Origin of the sequence: Nocardiopsis sp. JB363, from assembly GCF_900143625.1 — a bacterium.
In the GTDB taxonomy this organism is placed as follows: Bacteria; Actinomycetota; Actinomycetes; order Streptosporangiales; family Streptosporangiaceae; genus Nocardiopsis.
This window is the reverse complement of record NZ_FRFF01000136.1, coordinates 81734-105266: the sequence shown is the minus strand read 5'-3', so window position 1 is coordinate 105266 and position 23533 is coordinate 81734. Positions and strand designations below refer to the sequence as shown.

Annotated in this window: 17 protein-coding genes; 5 read left to right on the top strand and 12 right to left on the bottom strand. The window is 70.4% G+C overall.

What is annotated here, in order from left to right:
* The first annotated feature begins 81 nt into the window (after positions 1-81).
* Positions 82-1944, top strand: a complete 1863-nt coding sequence (gene ilvD / locus BQ8420_RS22180) for a dihydroxy-acid dehydratase (RefSeq protein ID WP_087101081.1) — start codon at positions 82-84, stop codon at positions 1942-1944.
* Between the two features lie 213 nt (positions 1945-2157).
* Here the strand turns inward: ilvD and BQ8420_RS22175 are convergent, their stop codons facing one another.
* The 3 genes from BQ8420_RS22175 to BQ8420_RS33080 form a co-directional block, all read right to left on the bottom strand.
* Entirely contained in the window at positions 2158-2364 is a 207-nt protein-coding gene (locus tag BQ8420_RS22175) for a zinc ribbon domain-containing protein (RefSeq protein WP_087101080.1), read from the bottom strand.
* Between the two features lie 159 nt (positions 2365-2523).
* Positions 2524-3024, bottom strand: a complete 501-nt coding sequence (locus BQ8420_RS22170) for an HNH endonuclease (protein ID WP_087101079.1) — start codon at positions 3022-3024, stop codon at positions 2524-2526.
* Between the two features lie 47 nt (positions 3025-3071).
* Positions 3072-3194, bottom strand: coding sequence for a hypothetical protein (locus tag BQ8420_RS33080; protein WP_255404896.1), 123 nt, complete (start codon positions 3192-3194; stop codon positions 3072-3074).
* 208 nt (positions 3195-3402) lie between these two features.
* Between BQ8420_RS33080 and BQ8420_RS22165 the strand changes: the two genes are divergently transcribed.
* Together BQ8420_RS22165 and BQ8420_RS22160 are read left to right on the top strand one after the other, a co-directional pair.
* Positions 3403-5496, top strand: coding sequence for a prolyl oligopeptidase family protein (locus tag BQ8420_RS22165; RefSeq protein ID WP_087101078.1), 2094 nt, complete (start codon positions 3403-3405; stop codon positions 5494-5496).
* 180 nt (positions 5497-5676) lie between these two features.
* Positions 5677-6105 carry a thioesterase family protein gene (locus BQ8420_RS22160; protein WP_200816044.1) on the top strand — a complete coding sequence of 143 codons (429 nt, stop codon included), beginning with the start codon at positions 5677-5679 and terminating at the stop codon, positions 6103-6105.
* Between the two features lie 7 nt (positions 6106-6112).
* Here the strand turns inward: BQ8420_RS22160 and BQ8420_RS22155 are convergent, their stop codons facing one another.
* The 9 genes from BQ8420_RS22155 to cobC form a co-directional block, all read right to left on the bottom strand.
* Positions 6113-6664 (bottom strand): globin, encoded by a 552-nt coding sequence (locus BQ8420_RS22155; protein WP_235006422.1) that lies wholly within the window; start codon positions 6662-6664, stop codon positions 6113-6115.
* Positions 6665-6870: 206 nt separating this feature from the next.
* Entirely contained in the window at positions 6871-8535 is a 1665-nt protein-coding gene (gene ettA, locus BQ8420_RS22150; protein ID WP_087101076.1) for an energy-dependent translational throttle protein EttA, read from the bottom strand.
* 102 nt (positions 8536-8637) lie between these two features.
* The gene (locus tag BQ8420_RS22145; RefSeq protein WP_143847475.1) at positions 8638-9828 is read right to left on the bottom strand and encodes a DUF4192 domain-containing protein; all 1191 of its coding nucleotides are present in this window, start codon (positions 9826-9828) and stop codon (positions 8638-8640) included.
* An 89-nt stretch (positions 9829-9917) separates the two neighbouring features.
* Positions 9918-11264, bottom strand: coding sequence for a GGDEF domain-containing protein (locus BQ8420_RS22140; RefSeq protein WP_087101074.1), 1347 nt, complete (start codon positions 11262-11264; stop codon positions 9918-9920).
* Positions 11265-11664: 400 nt separating this feature from the next.
* A complete protein-coding gene (locus BQ8420_RS22135) occupies positions 11665-14250 on the bottom strand; it encodes a GTPase (protein ID WP_087101073.1) in 2586 nt (861 codons plus the stop codon).
* On the bottom strand, positions 14247-16139 hold the full coding sequence (locus BQ8420_RS22130) for a dynamin family protein (protein ID WP_087101072.1): 1893 nt from the start codon (positions 16137-16139) through the stop codon (positions 14247-14249). Before BQ8420_RS22130 ends, BQ8420_RS22135 begins: the two co-directional genes overlap by 4 nt.
* Positions 16140-16211: 72 nt before the next feature.
* Positions 16212-17492: a uroporphyrinogen-III C-methyltransferase gene (gene cobA, locus BQ8420_RS22125; protein WP_087101116.1), complete on the bottom strand. Its 1281-nt coding sequence runs from the start codon at positions 17490-17492 to the stop codon at positions 16212-16214.
* A gap of 251 nt (positions 17493-17743) precedes the next feature.
* Entirely contained in the window at positions 17744-20227 is a 2484-nt protein-coding gene (gene cobT, locus BQ8420_RS22120) for a nicotinate-nucleotide--dimethylbenzimidazole phosphoribosyltransferase (protein WP_087101071.1), read from the bottom strand.
* A 149-nt stretch (positions 20228-20376) separates the two neighbouring features.
* Positions 20377-21447 carry an Rv2231c family pyridoxal phosphate-dependent protein CobC gene (gene cobC, locus BQ8420_RS22115; RefSeq protein ID WP_235006421.1) on the bottom strand — a complete coding sequence of 357 codons (1071 nt, stop codon included), beginning with the start codon at positions 21445-21447 and terminating at the stop codon, positions 20377-20379.
* 198 nt (positions 21448-21645) lie between these two features.
* On the opposite strand from cobC, the gene BQ8420_RS22110 reads away from it, so the two are divergent.
* Positions 21646-22764, top strand: a complete 1119-nt coding sequence (locus tag BQ8420_RS22110; RefSeq protein ID WP_087101069.1) for a peptidoglycan recognition family protein — start codon at positions 21646-21648, stop codon at positions 22762-22764.
* A 152-nt stretch (positions 22765-22916) separates the two neighbouring features.
* On the top strand, positions 22917-23513 hold the full coding sequence (locus BQ8420_RS22105; protein WP_087101068.1) for a GNAT family N-acetyltransferase: 597 nt from the start codon (positions 22917-22919) through the stop codon (positions 23511-23513).
* The last annotated feature ends 20 nt before the right edge of the window (positions 23514-23533 follow it).

Below are 23533 nucleotides of genomic sequence, written 5' to 3'. Positions count from 1 at the left end.
CGTCTTTCGGGGCGAGACCAAAGCGGCCTCCGATGGGGACTACCATCGCAGGGAAACACCCGTAACGATGGGAGTCCACCCATGCCGCCCCTACGCTCACGTACGGTCACCCACGGCAGGAACATGGCCGGTGCGCGCGCTCTCATGCGCGCGACCGGCGTGGAGCGCGAGGACTTCGGTAAGCCCATCGTGGCCGTTGCCAACAGCTTCACCGAGTTCGTTCCCGGCCACATTCACCTGCGTGAGGTCGCCGAGGTCGTCGCCGACGCCATCCGCGAGGCCGGTGGCGTGCCGCGCGAGTTCAACTCCATCGCCGTCGACGACGGCATCGCCATGGGTCACGGCGGGATGCTGTACTCACTGCCCAGCCGCGAACTCATCGCGGACTCGCTGGAGTACATGGTCAACGCGCACTGCGCCGACGCCCTCGTCTGTATCTCCAACTGCGACAAGATCACCCCGGGCATGCTGCTCGCGGCGATGCGCCTGAACGTTCCCACCGTGTTCGTCTCCGGTGGTCCCATGGAGGCCGGCAAGGTCACGGTGGTCGACGGCACCGCCGTCACCGTCAAGAAGCTCGACCTGATCAACCCGATGATCGCCGCGGCGGACGAGAGCGTCTCCCAGGAAGAACTGGACGAGATGGAGGAGAACGCCTGCCCGACCTGCGGCTCCTGCTCGGGCATGTTCACCGCCAACTCCATGAACTGCCTCACCGAGGTGATGGGCCTGGCCCTGCCCGGCAACGGCACCGTCCTGGCCACGCACACCGCCCGCCGCGCCCTGTACGAGGACGCCGGACGCCTGGTCGTCGAGGCCGCGAAGCGTTACTACGAGGACGACGACGACTCGGTGCTGCCGCTGTCCATCGCCACCCCGGCCGCCTTCGGTAACGCCATGGCCCTGGACGTGGCCATGGGCGGCTCCACCAACACGATCCTGCACCTGCTGGCCACCGCCACCGAAGCGGGCGTGGACTTCGGGCTCCCCGAGATCGACGAGGTGTCCCGACGCGTCCCCTGTCTGTGCAAGGTCGCGCCGAACACCGAGAAGTACCACATCGAGGACGTGCACCGGGCGGGAGGCATCCCCGCCATCATGGGCTCGCTGGCCCGCGGCGGACTGCTGGACACCTCGCTGCCGACCGTGCACGGCAAGACCATCGGTGAGTTCATCTCCGAGTGGGACATCACCACCGACACCGCGAGCGACGTGGCCGTGGAGCTCTTCCACGCCGCCCCCGGTGGCCGCCGCACCACCAAGGCCTACTCGCAGAGCACCCGCTGGGAGACCCTGGACACCGACCGGGAGAAGGGCTGCATCCGCTCGGTGGAGCACGCCTACACCAAGGACGGTGGCCTGGCCGTGCTGTTCGGCAACCTCTCCCCCGACGGCGCGATCGTCAAGACCGCCGGCGTGGAGGAGGAACTGTGGACCTTCTCCGGACCCGCCAAGGTGTTCGAGTCCCAAGAGGACGCCGTCGACGGCATCCTCAATAAGCAGATCGAGCCCGGCGACGTGGTCGTCATCCGCTACGAGGGGCCTCGGGGCGGTCCGGGCATGCAGGAGATGCTGTACCCGACGAGCTTCCTCAAGGGGCGTGGCCTGGGCAAGGCGTGCGCCCTCATCACCGACGGGCGGTTCTCCGGCGGTACCTCGGGCCTGTCCATCGGCCACGCCTCACCCGAGGCCGCGGCCGGCGGCGACATCGCCCTGGTGGAGGACGGCGACACCATCAGCATCGACATCCCTGGCCGGGGTCTGGTGCTGGAGGTCCCCCAGGACGAACTGGACACCCGACGCGAGCGGCTGCTCAAGGAGCTGGGCCGGTTCAAGCCGCGCGACCGGCAGCGTCCGGTGACGGCGGCGCTGCGCGCCTACGCCGCGATGGCCACGTCGGCGTCCACCGGGGCGGCGCGCGACGTCAGCCAGATCGAGAAGTAGAGATCGACCTTTCGGGACTTCCGGGCATTTCGCCACTTTCAGGACAGCACTGAGCCGGGCGAACGCGAAGCTCCCCCGAGAACGAGTCGATCATGGAAAGGGGCGGTCCCACCAGGGCCGCCCCTTTCGGCTGTGGACAACCCGGGCGCGGGTGAGGCGAACGGACGTGTGCCGCGGGCGGGTGAACGGTCCGGACGGATGGAGGGCCGGAGGTCAGCCGCAGCAGCCGCCTCCGCAGCAACCGCCCCCTCCGGACGGGGCCGGGGCGGCGGCGCGTCCTCCCACGGCGACGGTGGACAGAAGACGCACGGTGTCGTCGTGCCCTTCCGGGCACGCGGCGGGGGTGTCGGACTCGGCCATGGGCCGGGACAGTTCGAAGGTGTCGCCGCACTCGCGGCAGCGGAAGTCGTATCTGGGCATGCCCCCAGAATAGGACTCCGCGCACCGTCCGTGGGGGTTCCGGTGCTCCGCTTCTCCGGGAAAGCGGGTGCCCCCGGGTTCGAAGGGGGATTCGATTCCCGGGGGCACCTGAGGGGCCGGGTGTTGGGACGCCCGGTACTCCGACCCTCACGAACCCTTTCAGGCGGCCAGGTGCGCCATGTACGGCTCCCACTGTGGATCACCGTGCAGGTCACCGTTGATCAATCGCCAGTGGGGGCCCTTGGGCACCTTGGGGGTGATGTGCAGTTCCCAGCTGATCTCGTCCAGGAACTTGTCCGCCTTGCGGTGGTTGCACGGCTTGCAGGCCGCCACGACGTTCTCCCACACGTGTGGACCGCCGCGGCTGCGCGGGATGACGTGGTCGATCGTCTCAGCCTTCTTCCCGCAGTAACCGCAGGTGTGCCGGTCTCGCCGCATCAGGGCGACACGGGTGAGCGGCACCCTGCGGCTGTACGGAACCCTGATGTAACGCCGCAGCCTGATCACGGACGGCACCTCGTAAGCGCGTGTCGCCGAGTGCAGCAGCGCTCCGGCTCCGTCCCCGTGCACGACATCCGCCTTCTCTCGGAGCACGAGCAGAATCGCCCTGCGCAGTGGAAGTGTCGTCAGTGGTTCAAAACTGGCGTTGAGCAGCAGCACATGACGTCGGGCGGCGCCTGTACCGCCCTCCTTGCCGTGCCGGCCGCTCATCGCGTCACCTCGGCCGTCGCGAGCGACGACCGTGTCTCTTCCCCGGCCAGCCGTTCGGCCAGCCAGGAGACCTCCCTGTGCACCGATCCCAGGATCGGTGTCTTCTTACGCCTTGCCACACGGACCTCCCGGTGGTTCCCGCCGAGTTGCGTCCCGCATTCAGTTTGCTTGGTGGGAGTACTCCGGCGCCACCCCAATTTACGTTGGGCTGCCCAGAAAACGCCCGTTGTCGCTTTCTCGAACCCATTGTGCGGCCGACACGGCGAGTTCCATGGTGACGCCGCGCCGAACACGCAGAGTGAGATATGGGTGGATAGGGTGCAAAGCATGCGCGAACTCCGCTATCCCCCGGCCAAACGGCTGGACATCGAAGAGAACCTGCACGGCCACACGGTCCACGACCCCTACCGGTGGTTGGAGGACGCCGATTCCACTCCGACCAAGGAGTGGGCCTCGGCGCAGGACGCCCTGTACCAACGGATCGGCGTCGAACAAGACACTCGTGAGGTGTTCGCGGAACGGCTGCGTTCCCTCATGGGCGCGGGCGGCGTCGGTGTACCACTGTGGCGGGGCGAACGCCGCTTCGGCGCACGACGCGGCCCCGACCAGGAGCACGCGGTGTTGTACGTGCGCGACGGCGACGGCCCCGAACGTACGCTCATCGACCCCGGGGCCATGGACCCCTCCGGTTTGACCACCCTGGACTCCTGGCGGCCCTCCCCGGACGGTCGGCTGCTCTCCTACCAGCTCTCCGAGGGCGGTGACGAGGAGTCGCTGCTGCGGATCATCAAGGTGGACACCGGCGAACTCGTCGACGTCCCCATCCCCCGCACCCGGTACAGCCCGGTGGCATGGTTGCCCGACGGATCGGCGTTCTACTACGTGCGCCGGCTGCCCGAGAGGGAGGTCCCCGAAGGCGAGGAGGCCTACCACCGCCGCGTCTACCTGCACCGTCTGGGCACCCCGGCGGAGGACGACCCCATCATCTTCGGCGAGGGCCGGGACAAGACCGACTACTACGGTGTCTCCCTCAGCCGGGACGGGCGTTGGCTGACCCTGACCTCGGTACGGGGCACCTCGTCCGCCACCGACGCCTGGGTCGCCGACCTGAACGCGAGCCCGCTGGAGAATCCGCGCCTGGTCGCCGTCCAAGAGGGCGTGGACGCCGACCTCAGCCCCCACGTGGGCCGGGACGGCCGTCTGTACCTGCTCACCGACCGCGAAGCCCCGCGCGGACGTCTGTGCGTCGTCGACCCCACCGCTCCGGCCTACGAGAACTGGACCACGCTGGTCGCCGAGGACCCCGAGGCGGTCCTGGACGGTTACGCCCTCCTGGACGGGGCCGGGCTCGACTCCCCCGAGCTCCTCGCCACCTGGGGACGGCACGCGATCAGCGAGATCACCCGGCACGACCCGGGCGACGGCACCCTGCGGGGCTCCGTCTCCATGCCGGGGCTGGGCAGCCTCGCCGGTCTCACCTCCCGTCCCGAGGGCGGCCACGAGGTGTGGTTCGGCTACACCGACAACACCCACCCCTCGTCGGTGTACCACTACGACGCCCGCACCGGCACGGTGGAACTGTGGGAACGCGCCCCCGGTGACATCGACGTGCCGGAGGTGCGCACCGAACAGGTCGCGTTCACCTCCAAGGACGGCACCACGGTGCGGATGCTGGTGGTGTCCCCGCCCGAGGCGGCGGACGGGCCGCGACCGACCATCCTGTACGGCTACGGCGGTTTCCAGATCTCGCTGACCCCCGCCTACTCCGCGACGATCCTGTCGTGGGTGCGCGCGGGCGGCGTGTACGCGATCGCCAACCTGCGCGGTGGTCTGGAGGAGGGCGAGGCCTGGCACCGCGACGGCATGCTCGCCAACAAGCAGAACGTGTTCGACGACTGCGCCTCGGCCGCCGAGCACCTCATCGACACCGGGGTCACCGACCGCGACCGGCTGGCCGTCATGGGCGGCAGCAACGGCGGGCTGCTCGTGGGCTCGATGGTGACCCAGCGACCGGAGCTGTTCCGCGCGGCCGTGTGCTCGGCGCCCCTGCTGGACATGGTGCGCTACGAACGGTTCGGCCTGGGACAGCTGTGGAACGTCGAGTACGGCACCGCCGACGACGCCGAACAGTTGGGCTGGCTGCTGGGCTACTCGCCGTACCACAACGTGCGCGAGGGCACCCCGTACCCGGCGATCCTGTTCACCGTGTTCGACAACGACACCCGGGTGGACCCGTTGCACGCGCGCAAGCTGTGCGCGGCCCTGCAACACGCCACCTCGGCTCCGATCGCGGAACGCCCGGTGCTGCTGCGCGCGGAGGCCGAGGTCGGGCACAGCTCCCGTTCGGTGAGCCGGAGCGTGGCGCTCAGCGCCGACCAGCTGGCCTTCCTCGCCCACCACCTGGGGCTGAACGTGAGCTGATCGACCTGGTCATCGCACCGCTCGGGGCCTGGGGAGAGCAAGGACACAAGCTCACCCGGGCCCCCGCCACTCCCCCTTTGGGAGAATGGGCGGATGGCTGTCCCCGTGCGCGCCGCGCCGGGCAGGCCCGCGCACGACCCCCGTCTTCGGGGGCGACACCCCAGGGAGAGGACCCCAGACGTGACCCAGACCCAGGACGAGGCCTCCGCCGTGTCCAAACGGCACGTGCACCACCAGCAGGTGCGCTACGCCGACCTGGACCCGCAGCAACACGTCAACAACGTGCGGATGCTGACCTACCTGGAGGACGCCCGCGTCTCGTTCCTCGATTACGGCGGGAGGGACGGTGGCCACGGGTTCGGCGCCATGGTCGTGGCCCGGCAGGAGGCCGACTACGTCGCCCCACTGCTGCCCCGCAACGAACCGGTGCGCGTCGAGCTGTGGGTCACCGAGGTGCGCCACTCCAGCTGCACCCTGGCCTACGAGATCCTCGATGAGGAGAGGGTCTACCTGCGCGCGAAGACCGTTCTGGTCGGTTTCGACGTGCCGACGCAGAGCGCTCGGCGTCTGAACGACACCGAGCGCGCCCTGCTCGCCGAATACTCCTGAACCGACGTCACCGCTTCAGGGAGATGGTGATGGCCTCGCCATCGTCGCCACCGTCGTCTCGACGGGTCTCCCTACTGGCCTGACCGTCACTGCCGATGGTCGTCGAGGTGGGGCGAGCCACCGGCGGTGGCGTGGCCTCCTCCGCGACGTTGACCATGCTGTGCGCGGCCATGACCATGTACTCCCACATCTGGCGGTCCAGCACCTCGTGCAGTTCGAGGGAGTCCATGGCCACACGCATGTGCTTGAGCCACAGGTCACGCTCGGCCGCGCCGATGTGGAACGGCACGTGGCGCATGCGCAGGCGGGGGTGACCACGCCTCTCGTTGTAGGTACGGGGCCCACCCCAGTACTGGATGAGGAACAGCCGCAGGCGTTCCTCGGCGGGACCCAGGTCCTCCTCCGGATACATGGGCCGAAGCTCGGGGTCCTCGGCCACCTCCTCATAGAAACGACGAACCAGGCGGACGAAGGTGTCCTCGCCGCCCACGGCCTCGTAGAACGTCATCTGCACGGGCTCTTCGCCCGCGCCCTGGTGGTCATCACGCGCGGAAGTCATCAGCACCAGGGTATGCGACGTTCGCCGGCCCTCTCCGGGACCGAGGGCCCGAGGAGCATCCGCACAGGTCACCGGTGTACCGGGGTCGAAATTCCCCGTGGTGAGGCCGTGAGACCCACCGGGTCGCGGCGGTGCCCCGGAACGGCGAAGGCCCCGCCTTCCGGACGAATCCGGGTGGCGGGGCCTTTCGGCGTCGACTACCGCGATCAGTCGCGGGTCAGCTTGCGGTGGGTGACCGCGTGCGGACGCGCGGCGTCCGGGCCCAGACGCTCGATCTTGTTCTTCTCGTAGGACTCGAAGTTTCCCTCGAACCAGTACCAGTTGGCGCCACCCTCCCAAGCGAGGATGTGGGTGGCGACGCGGTCCAGGAACCAGCGGTCGTGGGAGGTGATCACGGCGCAACCCGGGAAGTCCAGGATGGCGTTCTCCAGCGACCCGAGGGTCTCCACGTCCAGGTCGTTGGTGGGCTCGTCCAGGAGCAGCAGGTTGCCGCCCTGCTTCAGGGTGAGCGCCAGGTTGACCCGGTTGCGCTCACCACCGGAGAGCACACCGGAGGGCTTCTGCTGGTCCGAGCCCTTGAAGCCGAAGGCGGCCACGTAGGCGCGGCTGGGGATCTCGACCTTGCCGACCTGGATGAAGGTCTCGCCGTCGGAGATGGTCTCCCAGACGTTCTTGGTGTCCTTGATCCGGCCTCGGTACTGGTCGACGTAGGAGATCTCGACGGTGTCACCGACGGTGATCTTGCCCTCGTCGGGGGTCTCCTCGCCCACGAGCATCTTGAACAGGGTGGTCTTACCGACACCGTTGGGGCCGATGATGCCGACGATGCCGTTGGGCGGCAGCGAGAAGCTGAGGTCCTCGATGAGGACACGGTCGTCGAAGCCCTTGGTGAGGTTCTTGACCTCCACCACGGTGTTGCCCAGACGCGGACCCGGCGGGATCTGGATCTCCTCGAAGTCCAGCTTGCGGGTCTTGTCGGCCTCGGCGGCCATCTCCTCGTAGCGGGCCAGACGGGACTTGCTCTTGGTCTGGCGGGCCTTGGCGTTGGAGCGGACCCACTCCAGCTCCTCCTTCAGGCGCCGGGACTTCTTGGCGTCCTTTTGCCCCTCGACCTTCAGGCGGGCCTGCTTGGTCTCCAGGTAGGTGCTGTAGTTGCCCTCGTAGGGGTAGAACTGGCCGCGGTCCAGCTCCAGGATCCAGGTGGCCACGTGGTCCAGGAAGTACCTGTCGTGAGTGATCGCGATGACGGTACCGGCGTACTTGGCCAGGTGCTGCTCCAGCCAGTTCACGCTCTCGGCGTCCAGGTGGTTGGTGGGCTCATCGAGAAGCAGCAGGTCGGGTGCTTCCAGCAGGAGCTTGCACAGCGCGACCCGGCGCTTCTCACCACCGGAGAGCTGGGTGACGTCGGCGTCCCCGGGCGGGCAGCGCAGCGCGTCCATCGCCTGTTCGAGCTGGCTGTCCAGGTCCCAGGCGTTGCGGTGGTCGAGCTGCTCCTGGAGCTTGCCCATCTCCTCGAGAAGATCGTCGGAATAGTCCGTCGCCATCTTCTCGGCGATCTCGTTGAAGCGGTTCAGCAGCGCCTTGGTCTCGGCGACGCCGTCCTCGACGTTCTCCAGGACGTTCTTGGACTCGTCCAGGCGCGGCTCTTGGGAGAGCAGGCCCACGGTGAAGCCGGGCATGAGTCGCGCCTCGCCGTTGGACGGCTGCTCGATGCCGGCCATGATCTTCAGCAGCGTCGACTTACCCGCGCCATTGGGGCCTACGACGCCGATCTTGGCTCCGGGCAGGAACGAACCCGAAACGTTGTCCAGGACGACCTTGTCGCCGTGCGCCTTGCGCACGTTTTGCATGGTGTAGATGTACTCCGGCATACCTCCCAGCCTAGGCCGTCGGGGACCGTGCCCCCGCCACTTCCGTCTCGGTGCTCGGAACACGCGCCCACACCCGGTGGGCACCGGATGTGGACACGGTGGTCAACGTGTCGGTGGGACCCGGCCGGGACCGGGTCCCACCTCACCCTCGGGCTCTCCCTCGATCTCGAACGCGTCCGCGTTCTCGGCCATGTGACGGGCCCAGCGTTCGGCCGACAACCCCCAGCCCAGCGCCCGTTCCATCAACACCGCCATCGCGTAGCCGGGCCGCGCCGCCAACGCCGTCTCGACCGCCGCCCGGGCCAGGGCCGTGTCGCCCGCCTGCCAGGCGGCCACGGCCAACAGGGACGCCGGGCCGGCCCGGTGGCGGCGAGGGACGTGCCTGGCCACCCGGGACCACAACCGCCGGTGGAGCGTGGCCTCGTCCGGGGTGATCCGAGCCCAGACCGCGTCGCGCACCCGCAGGTCGAGAACGCCGACGCCGAGCATCGCCAGGGTGGCGGGGTCGCGGACCCGCTCACTCTCCTCCCGGCGCACCACCGACCGCATCTCTCGGATCCGACCTCGGGAGGCGTCCCGGTTCCTCTCCGCACGGAAGCGTTCCTCCAGGAGCACCGCCGCCTCGGCGACGGCCTCGCTCTGGGCGCCGACCGCGGGTTCCAGGAGCGCCCGGACCCGGAGGAGTGCCGCGTCCTCGGTCTCGGGCTCGACGGCCTCGGGAACGGTCGGCCGGGGCGCCCCGGCCCGCTGTTCGGGGACGAGGTCCGGGGGTTTCCACAAGGTGGCGCGGGCGTTCGGGTCGAAGGGCAGCCCTTCGACCGGGCAACAACCCGGTTCCTCGCACAGGTAGGACCAGAACCGGCGCCCCGTCGCACGGTAGGCCGCCAGGACCGGCAGCCCCGCCGCGGCGGCCTCGATCAGGAACGCCCGCGCGTGCGGGTCCACGCGTTCGGGTGGACCGAATCCGGCCAGCAGAGCCGCGCCACCGGACAGTTCCAGGGCCGCTCGGACGGCCACCGCCCCGCTGCGCGCCGGGGTCAGGGCGTGGTCCAGGTGGTCGAGTGCTCCGTGCAGCACCCCGCGTGGGTCGCCCCGGTCGACGACCAGGACCATCACGGAATCCTCCACCGGGCGCCGTGCCATGGCGGGCAGGGCTGCCAGGAAGGCGCGCGGATCGGCCAGGTGGGAGGGCGGGAGCGCCGAGCGGGGTGGGGGGACGGCCCGCCCTGCGGGGCGGGCGTGACTGTGTCGGGAGGATGAGCCGTCGTCGGGTCCATGCTGATCACAGGGCATGTATTCACGTTCGGTCACCGAGGCCCGCACGGCAAGCGGCAACCTCCGAGCCTGTGGAAAACCCACACCGACTCGGAGGTCTCAGCAGGTCAGGGCCTGTTCTCGGCGTCTCCACCATCGTGGATCCCGCCGGCGCGCGGGCCGGGAATCCGACTGCTCACCTCGGGCCGCCCTACCGGCAGGCACACGCGGTCACGGCCGGTCTCCTTGGCCCGGTACAGCGCCAGGTCCGCGGCGGTCAGCAATTCGACGAGGTCGTCACCGTGGTCGCCGACCACCGCCACCCCGATCGAGATGGTGATCGAGACGGGGACCTCGTCCACCGCGATCTCCATCCGGCCGACCTGGGAACGCAACCGTTCCGCCGCCTGCCAGGCCTCGGTGATGTCGGAGCCCGGTAGAAGGACGACGAACTCCTCACCACCGAACCTGCCCAGCAGGTCCGACTCCCGCAACTGCTGGGAGATCGTGGTGGCCACGCCCAGCAGGACCTGATCACCGAAGAGGTGCCCGTAGGTGTCGTTGACCCGTTTGAAGCGGTCGATGTCGACGATCAGCACCGCCGCCGGACCACGGGACTCCCGCGCCCGAGCGATCTGGCTCGCCGCTTCCCGCTCCCAGGTGGGCGCGTTGAGCAACCCGGTCTTGGGGTCGGTCCGCGCCGCGGTCTGCAACTGCTGGTAGACGAGGCTGCGTTGCAGCAACAGGACCGGTGGAACGGCGATGACCAGAAGGAACAGGGAGAGCTGGGCCAGGATGGCGACGGTGACGCCGACACATAATTCGACGCAGTCCACCAGGAACGCCTCGCGGTCCCACATGCTCGGTGTCCCTCCGTCGGGGCTGAGCCGAGCCGCGAGGAACACCAGTCCCGTGTTGAAGAGGGTGAAGACGGCGCAGCACAACAGGGCGAGGAAGACGCCGTTGACGCTGGCGAGGGTGGAGTGCGCGGTGCTGGAGCCCCCGAGTCCCGCGACCGGGCCGGCCTGTGCGCCGTGCCAGAGCAGCGAGGCCACGAACCCGGAGACACCGACCGAGGCCGTGTTGAACACCTGCCGGTGCAGAATCGCGGGCCGTTTGCGGCGTTGGAGCAGGAAGACCGGGATCGGGATGAGCAAGGAGTACAGGGGTGGCAGCAGGAGCATGGCGGGGAGCCACCACGCGCCCAACAGGTCACGGCTCAGCCCCTCGGGTACACCGATACGGCGTATCGCCTCCAAGCACACCAGTGCGCACAGGACGAGGGCGACGAAAAGCACGAGATCGAAAGTCGTGATGGCCGTCTGGGCGACGGTCACGCCGATCAGGAACAGCGCGGCGACCACCAGCAGGACCAGGTAGACGATCAGCCCACGAGGCTGTTGGAAGACCGGCCAGGACCGTCGCTGTCCGGGTGGATTCTCCTCGGGGGCCATTGGCTTCTCCGAGATGCTCACCGCTCCGTCCTCCTTTCCCGCCACGCCCTCTGTCGTCCGTTCACGACTATCGACTCTGATGTGCCCACCGCCTCTCACGGTTCTCACTACGACGAACCGGACTCGCCCCCCGTTCCCCAGCGGTGCCGCTCGGTCACCGGGATCGACGGAGAACCTCCCGGTTCGAAGACCAGCGAGCACACCCCCGCACTTTACATTACTTTGGGTAATAACTTAATCGCCGATTGTATGTGGCTCGCAGGTTGTGCCTACGGTAGCCGTCACCCTGTGTCTCTGGGGCATTTACAAGCGTCACGATTTGTCCTCTACTGGCCGTGAACCTCCCCCCAGGACACACGGACGGGGACGGTGCCATCGGCATCCGTCCCCGTCCTCACAGCGTGTTTCGAGGTTTCCCCGGTCAGTCCCTGGGCCGAGCCACCTCGTAGGCGGCGCGGAAGGCGCGGTAGCGCGCCAGTTCCTCCTCCATCGGAGTCACCACACGCACCCCGGCGATCTCCCGGACCCGTTCCTGAGCGTCACGCTCCACGTCCTCGCGGCGCTGGACCGCGGCGACCTCCACGAGGTTGCCGCACCCCACCCCCGTCAGCCAGCCCACCAACAGGCTGGCCAGGGCCACCGCGCCGGCGTAGGCGATCGCGGCCGGGTCGTCGAACACCGGCAGACCGGTGATGCCACCGCCCGACCAACTGACCACCGACCCCAGGGCCCACAACAGACCGATTCCGGCCAGGGTCAACAGCGCGTACTGCACCATGCGCGCGGTCCGCCACCAGGAAGGGGTACGGTCCGGATCGCCGACCGCGGCGGTCACCGCCTCGCCCAGCTCCGCCGGCAGCTCCGGCACCCCGGTACGCGCGACGCCGCGCATCCGCCGGCGCCACACCGCGGGCATACCCTCCGAAACCTCGTCGGCCGCCTCGCCCAGGACCGTCTCCAGCTCGGCCTCGTGCGCGTCGACCGGCCCGCCCACACCGGGTGTGTCCCGACGCAGGAACTCCAGCTGCACCGCGGCGAGGGGATCCTTGCGCAACTTCAACGCACGACGGGCGACCGGCCAACCGACCCGCCGTCGCCCACGACGCACGTCGTTGGTCTCCACCACGTCCGCCACCGCGGACACACCGGCGGCGTCGGCCAGCCCCTGTTGGATCCGGGACCGCAGCTGAGCGGGCACGGTCCCGGGGGCCTCGTCCTCTCCGTGGAACTCCTCGAACGGTCGGATGACCTGGTCCAGGTCGGCGACCAGGCGGTCCACCAGAGCGTGCTTCTCGGTCACCGACTCGCTGAGGAACTCACGCAGCTCGTCGATTCCCTGGTCGGTGATGGTGGAGGTGGTGATCACCCGCGGGTGCACCCCGGACTCGGTCTCCAACAGGCGACGCAGGTCGGTGAGGAGCTCCTCCAGTTCCTCCGGCTGGACCTTGTCGACCTGGTTGAGCACGGCGACGGTGACGGCCCCGTGTCCGGCCATGTTGGCCAGGTAGCGGTGGTGCACGGCCGCGTCGGCGTATTTCTGCGGGTCCAGTACCCACACCAGCAGGTCCACCGAGCCGATGAGCCGGTCCGCCTCGGCGGTGTGCATGCTGCGCACCGAGTCGTGGTCGGGCAGGTCCAACAGGACCAGACCGGTCAGTCCCGATTCCCCACTGTCCAGGACGCTGGTGCGGGAGTGACGGTAGCGGGTGGGCACGCCCAACCAGCTCAGCAGAGCGTCGGCGCCCTCGTGCCCCCACACGCAGGCGTGCGCGTTGGAGGTGGTGGGACGGGTAACGCCGGTCTGTGACAGTTCCAGCCCGCACAAGGCGTTGAACAGGGAGGACTTGCCACTCCCGGTGCCACCGGCCAGGGCCACGACCGTGTGATCACCGGACAGGCGCAGCCGTGCCCCGGCGTGATCGAGCAACTGCCCGGCCCGGCCCAGCACCTCTTCCGGCAGGTCGTCCTTGCCGACCTCGACGAGGGTGCTCAGCGCGTCCAGGCGTTCGATGAGCTCGGCACGGCTGGTGGTGTTGGTGGACTCCCACCGGTCGTGATTGGTGGGGCGGTACTCCTCGTCGTCGGCCGAAGAGTCCTCTTCGGCCGTAGCGGGGGCGGGGGCGGGAGCCCCGACCGCCCGGAAGGCCCCGGAGACCGCGGAGGGCCCGGGGACCCGGCGGGGCAGTGGCGGGGGCGCGTCGTCGTCGACGGCCTCGCCGGTGTCGTCGTCCCGCTCGGCGGTGTCGACCGGTTCCGGGCGGGGCGGACTCGTGTCCTCGATGGGCGCCAGGACGTCACCACCGTCGGCGTGGGCGCCGGGACCCTCGGGTTCGGCGCGCCAGACCCTCGACCCCTCGGTCCGGCCCTGTTCGGCACGGGGAACGTCCCGCTCGGGGTCGTGGTCCGTGGTCTCCTGCGCCCCGGGGTCACCCGAGAGTTCCTCCTCGTCGGGGCGGATCACCGGGAAGGATCCGGTGTGACGACCGGCGATGCGGGTGTCGTCGGCGGCCTCGCTGAGGCTGCCGACCCATCCCGCGAGGTTGTCGGGATCGTCCTCGCGCTCTTCGGTGCCCGGGACACGGCGTCCGGTGCCGGGCTGTTCCGCCGAGGAACGCGAGTGCCGGCCGTGGCGCCGCTGCGCCGCCCGGTCCTGCTCGTCGGGCTCTTGGGCCTCTGGCCGCTCCGCTTCCGACGGGTTCTGCGGTCCCTCCGGGTTCTGTAGTCCACCGAGGGCGGCGCCGGCCCCGGACGGGTCCGGGTAGCCGGTGATGCCGTCGTAGGCGGCGGGTTCCTCCGCACCGCGTATCCGTTCCCGAGCGTGCTCGGGGTGTTCGGGCACCGGCATGGTGTAACCGCGCCAAGGGTTGCTCTGGTAGGGCTCCGGCGCCGGGTCGTCCGCCCACGGTCGGGGGGTCGACGCGCTCTCGCGCTCGGTGTCCTCATCGGGGGCGTGCGATTCCCCGGGGCCGCTGTCCCCCGCCTGCGCGGGGTTCCACTGAGTCGTCATCTGGCAATCTCGAGGTTGTACGTGGCCTGGTAGAGCTGGACGGCACTGTCGTCGGAGGGGATGGCGGCGGAGGCCAGGACGGTGTCGAAGGGGACCCGTTCCCGGGTGAGCAGTCCCAGCACGCGCCGGCGCAGGTTCTCCCGCGCCGACCGGCCGATGCCGCGCAACGACTGCGCGGTGAACAGCCCCTTCAACAAACGCTGTGGGGACGGGCCCGAGGTGTCAGCGGCATGGGCGCCTCCTCCGGAGTGGGAACGTTCGTATCCCAGCAGGTCGATGATCATGACCAGGGCGACGACGTCGTGGTCGAAGGTGACGAAACGGGCGACCGAACGCTTGGTGGCGCCGTCGACCGCGGTCATCTCCGCGATCTCGACCCGCCACTCGTCGATCTCCTTGCGGAGCTCTTGGGCCAGCATCCCGCTTCCGGGCACTTGGAGCGCCTTGGCGGCCAGGTCACCGCCGCCGGACACCTGGCGCCAACGCTGTTCGACCTGTTCGGAGGCGCGCTCACCGGTGGAGACCACCAGGGCCTCCAGGGCGTCGCGCACCGCGCGTTCCAGGGCTTCGATCCGCTCGCCGCGCTCCACCTGGACCTCGTGGGCCTTACGGGAGCGCTTCTTCTTGCGCGGGCGCATGCTCTTGGCGAGCTCGCCGCCCGCGGCGAGTTCCTGCCAACGGGCCAGCAGCGAGCCGCGCAGCAGCGAACCGTCGCCCAGGGAGGTGTCGATGTGCTTCTCGGCCGCCGCGTAGGCGTCGTCGACGGCGGAGGACAGGGTGCGGCCGGTCTCGATCTGCGCCTCGACCTGGCGGGCCAGTTCCGGCACCCGGGTGCGGAAGCTGTCGATGACACCGATGAAGGTGCGGCGGGAGACCCGGTCGCGCTGTTCGGCCTCACCTGCCACGTCCGCCAAGAAACCGCGGATGTGGTCGGCCACGTTCGAGGTGAAGCGTTCGCCCTCGATCTGATCGGTCTCGGGGATCGCGAACCGGGCGGCGTTGCTCAGACCGTTGGCCTCCAGCATCGCGCCGAAGTGGTCGAGCAGCTGACGGCGGCCCTTGCGCGGCACCCGAGAGAGCACCACGGCCAGGGAGGTGTCCCGGTCCCTGGCCACCTGGAGGAACTCCCATACCCGCGCGTCGGCGTAGCGGCCGCTGGTGGTGACGAACACCCACAGGTCGGCGGCGTCCAGGAACTTGGCGGCGAACTCGTGGTGGGCGGCCACCGCGGAGTCGACGTCGGGGGTGTCCAGCAGCGCCACACCCGGAGGCATGGCCTCGGTGGCGGCCAGCACCAGCATGCCGTCCTTGCCTGGCATGGCCAGACCCTGCTGGCGCACACGCGGCAGGGTGGGGATGAAGGACGCCTCACTGAACCAGTCCACGTCGGCCGGGTTGCAGGCCAGCACGGGGCTGTTGGTGGTGGGGCGGCGCACGCCCGTGGTGGTCACCTGTTCGCCGACCAGGCTGTTGACCAGTGTGGACTTACCGGCGCCGGTGGAACCGGCCACGGCGATGAGCAGAGGAATGTCGGGGCGGCGCACCCGGGGCAGGACGTAGTCGGACAGCTGGGCCAGCACGTCCGCTTGGAGTTCCTTGCCCTCGTCCGCGCCGGCCAGTCCCTCGGCGAAGCGGAGGTCGCGGATCTGCTTGCGCAGCGACTCCAGGACCTGCTCGAAACGGTTGTCCTCGTTGCTGGGCGCCCGATGTTTGGCGGGGCCCGAGGACACGGGCACGGTGGGACCCCGTCGACCATGGTCCGGGGTATCGGCCCCGTGCACGGCTGACGATTCCGCGGTGGGTCGCGTGGAGGTGGCGTCCGGTCCGGTGGCGAACCGGTCCGGGGCATCGGAACCGGAGGTGTCCGGTGCGGCCGACGGCCGGGTCATGATCGGTGTGCCCTCCTCATCGCTGCTGATGGTCCCCGTCGACGGGCCTGGAGTGCGCCGTCGTCGGAGTTCTCACTCGAGATCGCGCCCGGTCGCCAGTCGATCCAGGTCGCCCTGGGCTCCGGTGTGCAGTATGTCAAGTTCCCGCGCTGTTCGGACCACTTCTCCGATGATCACCACCGCGGGGGGCCGCATTTCGGCCGATCGGACCGTGGCTGCGATGTCCGCCAGCGTACCGGTCACGGTTCGTTGCGACGGCAGGGTCGCTTCCTGGACCACCGCGACGGGGGTGTCCTCTCCACGACCGTTCGAGGTCAACGCCTCGGCGATCGCCTCGATACGTTCCAGACCCATGAGAGCGACGATCGTACCGCCCGAACGGGCCAGGCCACCCCAATCGACGGTCGAGCGTGCGTCGCCCGGGGCGACGTGCGCGGAGACGATGTGCACGTCCTGCGAGACTCCGCGGTGGGTGGCGGGAATGCCCGCGCCGGCCGGTGCGGCCAGCGCGCTGGTGACCCCGGGGACCACGATGACCGGAATTCCGGCGGCGGCGCACGCGGCGGCCTCCTCCCCTCCGCGACCGAACAGGAAGGAGTCACCGCCCTTGAGTCGGACGACGAACCTGCCCTCCCTGGCCCGTTCGACGAGGACGGAATTGATGTCGTCCTGGGTCATGGAACGCCCGTAGGGGATCTTCGCGGCGTCCACGATCTCCACGTCCGACGGCAACCCGTCCAGTAGGGAGGTGGGGGCGAGTCGATCGACCACCACCACGTCCGCCTGGGACAGGAGCTGTCGGCCGCGGACCGTGATCAGACCCGGGTCCCCCGGGCCCCCGCCGACGAGGGCGACCCCTTTAAAGCGTTCACGTCCGCGTCTGGCGTCCAAGGTGCCCTCGGCCAGGCCGTCGATGATGGCGTCCCGAAGTCCGGCGGAACGTCTGGGGTCACCGGAGGCCACCACGCCCACGGTGATGCCGTTGGCGTTGCCACTGGCCGGGGTCCACGCGGAGGAGGCGTGCCGGTCGTCGGCGCGCACGCACCAGATCCGGGAGTCCTCGGCCTCGGTGGCCACCGCGGCGTTGACGTCGGCGGAGTCGGTGGCGGCGTGCACCAGCCAGTAGGCGGGGGCGTCGGTCCCGGCCACGTCACCGGGTTCGAAGGGGCGACGCACCCAGGTGAGTCGGCCCCCGTCGGCGAGGTCCTCCAGTGCGGCGGAGACCTCCGGGGAGACGAGGGTGACCCGGGCGCCGGCCTCCAAGAGGACGGGGACCCGCCGTTGGGCGACCCTGCCACCGCCCACGACCAGAACGTCACGGTCCCGCATGCGCAGGCCAAGGAGATAGGTCACGGATCGCACCTCTCACGGTCCTCCGCACCGGCCCCCGGCATCGGCGGCGGGGTGCGCGCGAGGCGAACGCCTCACGCGCCGCCGGCGAATTTCGGCGTTTGCTCCAAAGTACCTTGTCAAAACGGTGTTACAGCTGGGTAAAGGGGCGAACACAGAGCGGGGTGACTCACACCGCATCGACGCGGGGGACCCCGTCACCGGATCAGGTGGCGGAGCCCCGTCGTCATCGTTCCATGTCGCTGGTGATCAGGTCACTGGGCGGTGGAGACCCCGGCGGAGTCGAAGGTCGCGACGGTGCGCAGCGCCCGAGCCGAAGCCTGGAGCAGCGGCAGCGCCAACAGCGCCCCGGACCCCTCGCCCAGGCGCATCTCCAGGTCCACCAACGGGGTCAGGCCCAGGTGGTGCAGGACGATGCCGTGGCCGGGCTCGGTGGACCGGTGCCCGGCGAAGCAGGCGCTCAGCGAGTCCGGGGAGATCGCGGCGGCGGCCAGCGCGGCCGAGCCGGCGATGACCCCGTCCAACAGCACCGGCACCCCCAGCGCGGAGGCGCCCAGGATGAACCCGGCCAGCGCGGCGTGCTCCAGACCGCCCAGGGCGGCGAGGGTACCGATCGGGTCCTCGTGGTCCACCGGGTTGGCGACCAAGGCCTTGCGGACCACCTCGACCTTGTGTTCGTAGGTGGCGTCGTCCACACCGGTGCCCCGCCCGGTGGCGTCGGCCGGGTCGGCGCCGGTGAAGGCGCACACCAGGGCCGCGGCGGGGGTCGTGTTACCGATCCCCATGTCCCCGGTGACCAGGCAACGGTTGCCCGCCGACACCAGGTCTCGGGCCACCTCGATCCCACCTTCGAGGGCCTGTAGCGCCTGCTCGCGGCTCATCGCCGGACCCTGGGTGAAGTCGGCGGTCCCTCGCGCGACCTTGCGGGGCAGCAACCCGGCGGCCGAGGGCAGGTCACCGACCACGCCCACGTCCACGACGGTCACCTCGGCGCCCACCTGTTCGGCGAAGGCGTTGACCACGGCACCGCCGTCGATGAAGTTCTGCACCATCTGCGCGGTGACTTCCTGCGGCCAAGAGGTCACCCCTTGGGCGTACACACCATGGTCGCCGGCGAACACCGCGACGGCGGCCGGTTCGGGGATGGGCGGCGGGCACTCCCCCGCCAACCCGGCGAGCTGCACCGACACCTCTTCGAGCACCCCGAGGGACCCCGGCGGCTTGGTCATCCTGGCCTGCCGGTCTCTGGCCTCCTCCACGGCTCGGGCGTTCAGCGCTCCGATGGCGGTGATGGTCTCCTCCAGGAGGGTGATGGGCTCCTGGCCGGGCAGACCGCGGCGACCGTAGCGGTCACGGTGCACCGCCCAGGACAGGGGGCGTCCCTTCACCCAGCCGCTGAGGCTGAGCTCGGGTTCGGTGGGGAATTCGTCGACGTAGCCCACACACAGGTAGGCGACGACCTCCAGGTGGGAGGGGAGGGCGAGGACATCGGCGACACCGCGCTCGTCGGTGATGCCGACCCAGCCCACGCCGAGTCCCTCGGCGCGGGCGGCCAGCCACAGGTTCTCGACGGCGAGCGCGGCCGAGTAGGAGGCGGGCTTGGCGTGGCGCCCGGGCGCGTGCGCGCCCCGGGTGGGGTCGACCGTCACGGCGATGTTGAGCGGGCTGTCCAGGATCGCCTCGACCTTGAGGCCGGAGAAGGCGTGGGCACGGGTGCCGGGCCGGTCTCCGGCGTGGGAGTCGCGCTCCTGCTCGGCGAGGTGACGGACCCGGGTGCGCAGGTCCCGGTCGTCGATGACCAGGAAGTCCCAGGGCTGGGTGTGTCCGACACTGGGCGCCTGGTGGGCGGCCTCCAGGACACGGGTGAGCACGTCGGCGGGGACCGGGTCGGGCCGGAAACCCGCACGGACGTCGCGGCGTTCGCGGATGGCACGGTAGACGGCGGCGCGTTCGGCGTCGTCGAAGTCGTGGCCGGTGTGCCGCCAGGCGTCGTCGGCGGGCGCTTCGGGGACCGGGGCGGGCCGGCCGCGGGCGTCCCCGGCGGGCTCACCCGCCCGAGGCGGCCCGGTGTGCCGCGGTTCCGGGAAGGAGGCCGCTGCTTCGTGTGCGTGCACGGTGTCGCTCTGCTCTGCTGGTTCGGTGGCCTCGGGGACCTGGTCCGTGTGGCCGACGTTCATGGCTGTGTCGGGTTCGGTGGAGCCCTGCGCGGAGGGCGGCTCTTGCGCCTGTTCCGGCGGGGGATCGGTCCGGGGTGCGAGGGGTGACCGCGGCTGTGTCGCCGGGTGGGACCCGCCGCGGAAGGGGATGACGTTGGGCCGGGGGGGGCGTGCCGTCTCCGGTGCCCGTGCGGGGGCGGGTTCAGGCGCCGGTTCCGGTGCGGGTTCGGGCTCCGGCGCGGGCTCCGGCTCCGGCGCGGGTTCGGGTGCCTGCTCCGGTTCGGGTGCTGGTTCCGGTGCCATGCCTCTGGGCGGCACGGGCAATGGCGCGGGACGCACCTGCCGGGTGGGCGCCACCGGTTCCTGGAGGATCCGTCGGAAGGGGTTGTCCGGCGCGGACCGCGTCTCCTCCCCCTCCGCGGCCGGTGCGCCCGAGGTGCTCTGGGCGCCCTTGCCACTCTCCGGTAACCCGTCGAGCAGACCGCCCAGTCGTGGGCCGAGGCCCGGCGAGGTCCTGCCACGCCGTCTTTCGGAGGATTCGTCCTCCCCGTGACGGGCGTCCTCGCGGTCATCGTTGGTCATGGTCGCTCCCCGAAGGCAGAGGTCCGTGGGCTGCCCGTTCCGGCCCGGTCCGGCATGGATCCGAACCAGCGTAGTCCGCGGCGTTCGCGCCGCTCAGCGGGGGTCCCTCCGACCCCCGGGCAACCCGTTCCCGGCACACCGCCGGGCCCTCAAGTCACCATCAACTGTGCCAGAGTCCGCGTCAGCGCGTGTCGTGTACCGGAGTCCCGCACGGCCACACGGAACCACTCGGGTCCCAGTCCGGGGAAGGTGTCACCGCGCCGGACCGCGATGCCCGCGTCTCGCAACCGTAGCCGCAACGATTCACCGTTCATCGCCCTGACCAGCAGAAACGATGCCCTCGCGTGAGGGGCCACGGTGAGCCCGGAACGCACCAGGTCCTCGGTGAGCGCTCGACGTTCCTCCCCCAGACCACGGGCCCAGTCCTCCGCCTCCGCGAGGGCCTCGGAGGTGACGCACGCCTCCATCGCGACCAGGGCCGGGGTGGAGACCGACCACAAGGGCCGGGCCTCGCCCAGCCGGGCGACCAGGTCCGGTGCGGCGAGCACGTAGCCGGCCCGCAACCCCGCCAGCGACCAGGTCTTGGTGAGGCTGCGGACCACCACGAGCCCGGGCACGTCCGTGCGGTGCGCCAGGGACTCCGGTTCGCCCGGAACGCAGTCGGCGAAGGCCTCGTCCACCACCAGGATCCGCCCCGGGCGGGCCAACGCCGTGATCGACTCGGCGGGGTGCAGGACCGAGGTCGGGTTGGTGGGGTTGCCCACCATGACGAGATCGGCGTCCTCGGGGACCTCCAGCGGGTCCAGGAGGAAGTCGGGCGCCGGCAGCAACACCCGGTCCACCCGGTGGCCGGCGGCGCGCAGCGCCGCTTCGGGCTCGGTGAACTGGGGGTGGACCACCACCGCCCTGCGGGGGTTCAGCGCCCGGGCGATGAGCACGAAGGCCTCCGCCGCGCCGGCCGTCGGCAGGACCTGGTCGGGATCGCGCCGATGCCGCCGGGCCAAGGCCGCGCGGGCCCGCGCGGGGTCGGGATAGGAGCCGAGGTCGGTGAGCGAGTCGGTGATCCGACCCAGCAGCCAGGCCGGCGGGGTGCGACCACGGACGTTGACGGCCAGGTCGAGCAGGCCGGGACCGACCTCGGAGTCGCCATGGTGCCGCAGGTCGTGGTGGCCGTCGTCGATGTGCCCGCCGGTCTGTTCCAACGCCCCGCCCGTTCCCACGTACCGATGTCGCTTCTGGTGCCAGTGTGGCCGTTGTGTTCGACCGTGTGCCCACCGGACCGGCACGAACGGTGCGGAACGGGCACCGGAAATCCGTTTTCGTGCCGTACCTCACACGCTTGTGGCAGGCTGTTCCGGTCCCCGTCCCCTGACGCCCTGCCCCGCGAAGGACACAGTCGGCGAAAAGAACGGACACACATGCGACGGCGTACCTTCCTGACCACCGCCACAGCGGCGGCGGGCCTCGGCTCCTTGGCCCCCGCGCTGCTCACCCCTACGGCCGCTTCGGCACAGGGCTCCGACACCCGGGCCGTCCCCCGGGTACTCACCGAGACCACCACCTCCACCGGCTCCCCCGTACGCCCCGACCGCCGGTTCGACCTGGTCTCCGTCTCCCGGTCGCCCCAGCGGGCCTCCGGCGCCTCGGTGCGCTTCGAACTCCCCGACGGGTGGGGCTCCTGGCGGGAGCTGCACTTCCACACCGAAGGACCGGACCACCTCGACCCGAACTCCACCGCGATGGTGCGCGCCCCGGAAGGCGCGATCGGCTACCAGGTACGCGGCGCCGACGGTTCCGACCTGACCGCGGTGAACGTCCGCGACGGCGAACCGCTCGCCTTCGGTGGACCGGAGCGGACCACGCTCTCCGCCGAGGGCGGTGAGTACCGGTCGTTGTCGGGCACCTCCCTGTTGCCGGTGCGCACGCGGGCGGGCTGGGGCGCGGACGAGTCCCTGCGCTTCGGCGAGGACGGCGACGACCTCTGGCCGGCCGAGTTCCATCGGGTCCAGGCGCTGACCGTGCACCACACGGCCATGGCGACCACCGACGACCACGCCGCCGACGTGCGTGCGGTGTATCGACTCCACGCGGCCGAGCAGGCTTGGGGCGACATCGGCTACCACCTGCTCATCGACCCCGACGGCGTGGTCTACGAGGGTCGGCACTCGGGCGAGGACGGGATCCCGGTCTTCTCCGGAGTGCCGCTGCCCGGCCACGCCCGTTCGGTGACGGCCGGCCACGCGGCGGGCTTCAACCACGCCAACATCGGGGTGTGCCTGCTCGGCGACTTCACCGAGGAGGTGCCCACTCGCGCCGCCCAGGACTCACTGGTGACGGTGCTGCGGGTGCTGTGCGCGCTGACCGGCGTGGACCCGGCTCGGGAGATCGAGTACGTGAACCCGGACACCGGCGCGGTCACCCCGCAGGAGGCGGTGGCCCGGCACCGGGACTGGCTGGACACCGAGTGCCCCGGCAACGCCTTCGCCGACGTGTTCGACTCCGCCATCCGAGAGCGGGTGGCCCGCGGCCTGCTCTAGCGCCCCTGTGACGGAGGCCTCTTTTTGCAGGTCACGAGGGTGATCACCTCGATATCCGGTTGCGGCGACCCTGGCCGGCGCGGCTATCGTGAGCGCTGCCGCCGCGCCGTCGGTGCGTGACGCGTTTCGAAGAAGGAAGGGCCGAGCCCACCATGACCATCGTTCAGAGCACCCCGATCATGCCCGCGGCCATCCTGGAGACCGAGCGGCTCCGGCTGCGATCGGTACTCGAACGCGACATCGAGGACGTGTACGCCTCGTGCGTGGACCCCGACCTCCAGCGTTGGGTGCCGTTGCCGGCCCCCGGCGAGCCCTACACCCGGGAGAGTGCGGAGAGCTTCTGTCTGCACGTGGCGCCGGCCATCCGTACCTCCGGCGACGGCCAGCACTGGGCGGTACTGGAACGCGAGAGCGGCCGGTTCGTCGGTTCGGCGGCCCTGCTGCGCACCGAGTGGCCGGCGAAGGTCACCGAGGTCGGTTACTGGATCTCACCGTGGGGACGGGGCCATGGTTACGCCGCCGAGGCGGTCGTCGCGGTGTCCCGTTGGGCGATCGAACAGGGCTTCCAACGGATCGAGATCAAGGCCGCGGTGGGCAACACCGCCTCCCGTCGGGTGGCGGAGACCACCGGGTTCGTCCATGAGGGCGTGGAGCGCAACGCGATGCCGTTGAACGAGGGCCGCACCGACCTGGCCGTGTACAGCCTCCTGCCCACGGACCTGCCCACGGACCTGAAGACGACCCCGTAGACGAGGGCGGCCGGGTCGGT

Bases quoted from the DNA above. Each gene is read 5' to 3' on its own strand.
- ilvD (WP_087101081.1), top strand. From the start codon at position 82: ATGCCGCCCCTACGCTCACGTACGGTCACCCACGGCAGGAACATGGCC.
- BQ8420_RS22175 (WP_087101080.1), bottom strand. From the start codon at position 2,364: ATGCCCAGATACGACTTCCGCTGCCGCGAGTGCGGCGACACCTTCGAA.
- BQ8420_RS22165 (WP_087101078.1), top strand. From the start codon at position 3,403: ATGCGCGAACTCCGCTATCCCCCGGCCAAACGGCTGGACATCGAAGAG.
- BQ8420_RS22155 (WP_235006422.1), bottom strand. From the start codon at position 6,664: ATGACTTCCGCGCGTGATGACCACCAGGGCGCGGGCGAAGAGCCCGTG.
- ettA (WP_087101076.1), bottom strand. From the start codon at position 8,535: ATGCCGGAGTACATCTACACCATGCAAAACGTGCGCAAGGCGCACGGC.
- BQ8420_RS22145 (WP_143847475.1), bottom strand. From the start codon at position 9,828: ATGCCCTGTGATCAGCATGGACCCGACGACGGCTCATCCTCCCGACAC.
- BQ8420_RS22135 (WP_087101073.1), bottom strand. From the start codon at position 14,250: ATGACGACTCAGTGGAACCCCGCGCAGGCGGGGGACAGCGGCCCCGGG.
- BQ8420_RS22130 (WP_087101072.1), bottom strand. From the start codon at position 16,139: ATGACCCGGCCGTCGGCCGCACCGGACACCTCCGGTTCCGATGCCCCG.
- cobT (WP_087101071.1), bottom strand. From the start codon at position 20,227: ATGACCAACGATGACCGCGAGGACGCCCGTCACGGGGAGGACGAATCC.
- BQ8420_RS22110 (WP_087101069.1), top strand. From the start codon at position 21,646: ATGCGACGGCGTACCTTCCTGACCACCGCCACAGCGGCGGCGGGCCTC.
- BQ8420_RS22105 (WP_087101068.1), top strand. From the start codon at position 22,917: ATGACCATCGTTCAGAGCACCCCGATCATGCCCGCGGCCATCCTGGAG.